The sequence below is a fragment of the Sediminibacterium sp. genome, from assembly GCF_051861365.1.
In the GTDB taxonomy this organism is placed as follows: domain Bacteria; phylum Bacteroidota; class Bacteroidia; order Chitinophagales; family Chitinophagaceae; genus Sediminibacterium.
The window spans coordinates 1-3795 of record NZ_JBHYCW010000064.1; the positions used below are offsets into that span (position 1 = coordinate 1).

Genomic DNA, 3795 nt, shown 5'->3' on the forward strand with positions numbered 1-3795 from the left:
ATGGTATATTTGATGATAATCCTGCAATAGCTTCACTAAATGAATACAATGTGCTTGGATCATATAAAGCTACCCATCTCCCTAATGATTCAATCATTATTTCTATAGGCGATAACAAAATCAGGAAATTAATTGCCAATAAAATTTCACATGAGTTTGGTCAATGTATTGCATCCTCGGCTATTTGCGATAGAAATTCTCAAATTGGAGAAGGTACTGTTGTACTTCATAATGTCATTGTTCAAAGAGATGTAGTGATAGGAAAGCATTGTATCATAAATACTTCTGCTTCCATTGATCACGATTGTGTCATTAGCGATTTTGTACATGTTTCTCCTGGGGTAACACTTTGCGGTGCGGTAAGTATTGGTGAAGGTTCACATGTTGGAGCAGGTGCTACTGTAATTCAAAATATTAAAATCGGTAGATGGTGTGTTATTGGAGCAGGAACTGTAGTTATCAATGATATCCCCGATTATTCAATGGTAGTAGGGATTCCTGGAGTAGTAAAAAAAAAATTGAGTATTGATGAATAAAATTTGGTTGTCCTCGCCACATATGGGTGGAACGGAGTTGAAATATGTAAATGAAGCTTTTGATACAAATTGGATAGCACCATTAGGTCCGAACGTGAACGGATTTGAAAGTGATTTGCAAGATTATCTTGATATTAAACATGCTGCTGTTTTAAGTTCGGGAACAGCAGCCATACATTTAGCACTCATTTTGTTGAATGTTGGATATGGCGATGAGGTCATCTGTCAAAGTTTTACATTCTCTGCGAGTGCAAATCCTATCGTTTATCAAGGTGCAACTCCTGTATTTGTTGATTCCGAACCCGATACATGGAATATGTGTCCAAAACAATTAAGATTAGCAATTGAAGATCGTTTACTAAAAGGTAAGAAACCAAAAGCTATCATACCGGTTCATTTGTATGGTATGCCAGCCAAAATGAAAGAAATTGCGCAAGTTGCTCAGGAGTTTGATATTCCGATTATAGAGGATGCAGCAGAGGCTTTAGGTTCAAAATATGGCGATCAATGCTGTGGAACTTTCGGAAAATTCGGTATTCTGTCTTTTAATGGGAATAAAATCATTACAACTTCTGGAGGTGGTGCATTGATATCCAACGAAAGGTCATTAATTGAAAAAGCACGTTTCTTATCAACACAAGCCAGAGATTCTGCACCTCATTATCAGCATTCTGTTATTGGGTATAATTACAGAATGAGTAATGTGGCTGCCGGAATTGGTAGGGGGCAAATGGAAGTTTTGAATCATCATGTAGACAAAAGGAGAGGGGTCCATTTGTATTACGAAAAAGCCTTATCTAATTTAACAGGCGTTAGATTCTTATCTGAACCTTCCGGATCTTTCAGTAATAGGTGGCTTACTTGTATATTGGTTGACCCACAGAAAACAGGAGGCATTACAAGGGAACATATTCGTTTACAACTCGAATCAGAAAATATTGAAAGTCGACCTCTCTGGAAACCAATGCATCTACAGCCTGTTTTTGCTGACGCACCCTATTACGGTGAAACATTAGCTGAAACATTATTTCAAAATGGGCTTTGCTTGCCTTCAGGATCTAATCTTTCAAGTCAGGATCTCGATCGGGTGTCTCAATCGATTGTATCATTGTTTCGATAGCAATATTGCGTATATTAACAATTTTATCTACATTGTACTATATTACCTATTTACATGTTTAAAAAAACCAATATAGTTCCGCGTTGGATTATTTTCTTAATTGATAATGCTATTTGTGCTTTTGCTATGTTGTTTGCACATTTAATACGCTACAATTTAGCGATTGAAGCAATCGATGTGCAAATACTTAGCGGTAATATCCTCATTCTTACACTTATTAATTCAATCGTTTTTATCAATTTTCGTACTTATGCTGGTATTATTCGATACACTGGTATTCAAGATGCATTACGAATTTGTTATGCCATATTAATGACTACCTCAGTCTTATTTTTTATTGGATTGGTATCAAGTAATACAGGGGGAGGAGCTTTAAATTTTGCAACAGTAACTTTGATAATTTACAGCTTGTTCAGTTTTCTTTTTTTGATTTCATATCGCGTGATTGTAAAATATGCATTTGCTTATCTGCGTAATTATAAAATGGATCGAAAAAATGTTATCATTTATGGTGCTGGTGAGGCTGGATTTGCGACGAAAAGAGTATTAGAACATGATGCCACTTCTAATATTAGTGTAGTTGCATTTATTGATGATGATGTGCGTAAGGTTGGTAAAGTAGTTGATGGAGTTAAAATTCAACACCGACTGGATTTACAAAATATATCCTTATCACAGAAAATAGATGAGATTATTATTGCTGCTTTTAATATGGCTCCAGATAAAAAAAATGAACTCGTAGATTTTTGTTTGGATCATGATATTAAAGTATTGAATGTACCGCCTCTAGATAAGTGGATTAACGGTGAATTCTCAGCTCGTCAATTACAAACGATTAAGATAGAAAATCTCTTAGAGCGTGAACCGATTCGGATCAATAATGAAGAAATCGCTAGTCAGGTAAAAGGAAAACGTGTATTGGTAACCGGAGCTGCCGGTTCCATCGGTAGTGAAATTGTTCGTCAACTCTTGCGTTTTCAACCCCATACCATTATTCTTTGTGATCAGGCAGAAACGCCTTTGCACCATTTGGAATTGGAATTACAGGAATTGAATCCTAGTACAGCATGCATACCTTATTTAGGAGATGTTACGAATGAAGAGCGCATGCAGGAAATGTTTGCGATGTATGAGCCACATTATGTGTACCATGCAGCTGCTTATAAACACGTACCCATGATGGAGCTTTGTCCGTCGGAAGCGATTTTGACGAATGTGATGGGTACGAAAATCATTGCAGATCTTTCTGTGAAACATCATGTACAGCGTTTTGTGATGGTGTCTACCGATAAAGCAGTGAATCCTACTAATGTAATGGGTGCTTCTAAACGCTTAGCAGAATGTTATGTACAATCACTGTATCACTCTGCAGCGAATACCGGTGACAAAGATAAATTTACCAAATTCATCACTACCCGTTTTGGTAACGTATTAGGATCTAACGGATCTGTAATTATTCGCTTTAAAGAACAGATTGAAAAAGGTGGTCCGGTAACAGTTACGCATCCTAATATCACCCGCTTCTTTATGACCATTCCGGAAGCTTGTCAACTTGTGCTCGAGGCTGGTAGCATGGGGAGCGGTGGTGAAATATTTGTATTCGATATGGGTAAACCTGTACCTATTGTTGATCTCGCTAAGAAAATGATTCGTCTTTACGGGTATGTACCCGGTATTGATATTGAAATCAAATACAGTGGACTGCGTCCGGGTGAGAAACTCTATGAAGAGCTTTTAATGGATTCTGAAAATACTTTACCTACTTATCATGAAAAAATCATGATTGCTAAAGTGCGGAATATTCAGTTTGATGCGATGCATCAGGAATTTACTTCTTTGATTCAGCTGGCTAAACAGAGGAAGGGGACGATGGAGATGGTGGCTAAAATGAAGAAACTCGTTCCGGAGTTTATTAGTAATAATTCTGTTTTTGAACAATTAGATAATGGCAATAACGCGGAGGTTATTGCGATGAAGATTAGTTAAGATCTTTTTTATTTCTTTCTTAGATACTCAGGTTATTCATTGCTTTATTAAATGTAAGTCTCCGTTTACTTTTTTGTCTCTTAAGTAACTAAATTATCAGGAACCAGTACTAAACCTAATCTTGTTGCTTGTTGCTTTAATTTTTTTAGTTGT

General features: G+C 36.6%; 3 protein-coding genes. All 3 read left to right on the forward strand.

The features are described from left to right. Positions 1-536 (forward strand): NeuD/PglB/VioB family sugar acetyltransferase (locus ACTIEV_RS15420; protein ID WP_439516805.1); only part of this gene is annotated, 536 nt, incomplete at its 5' end. After that, positions 529-1656, forward strand: a complete 1128-nt coding sequence (locus ACTIEV_RS15425; protein WP_439516806.1) for a DegT/DnrJ/EryC1/StrS family aminotransferase — start codon at positions 529-531, stop codon at positions 1654-1656. The genes ACTIEV_RS15420 and ACTIEV_RS15425, both read left to right, overlap by 8 nt. Positions 1657-1710: 54 nt before the next feature. Then, positions 1711-3642 carry a polysaccharide biosynthesis protein gene (locus ACTIEV_RS15430; protein ID WP_439516807.1) on the forward strand — a complete coding sequence of 644 codons (1932 nt, stop codon included), beginning with the start codon at positions 1711-1713 and terminating at the stop codon, positions 3640-3642. Positions 3643-3795: the final 153 nt, after the last annotated feature.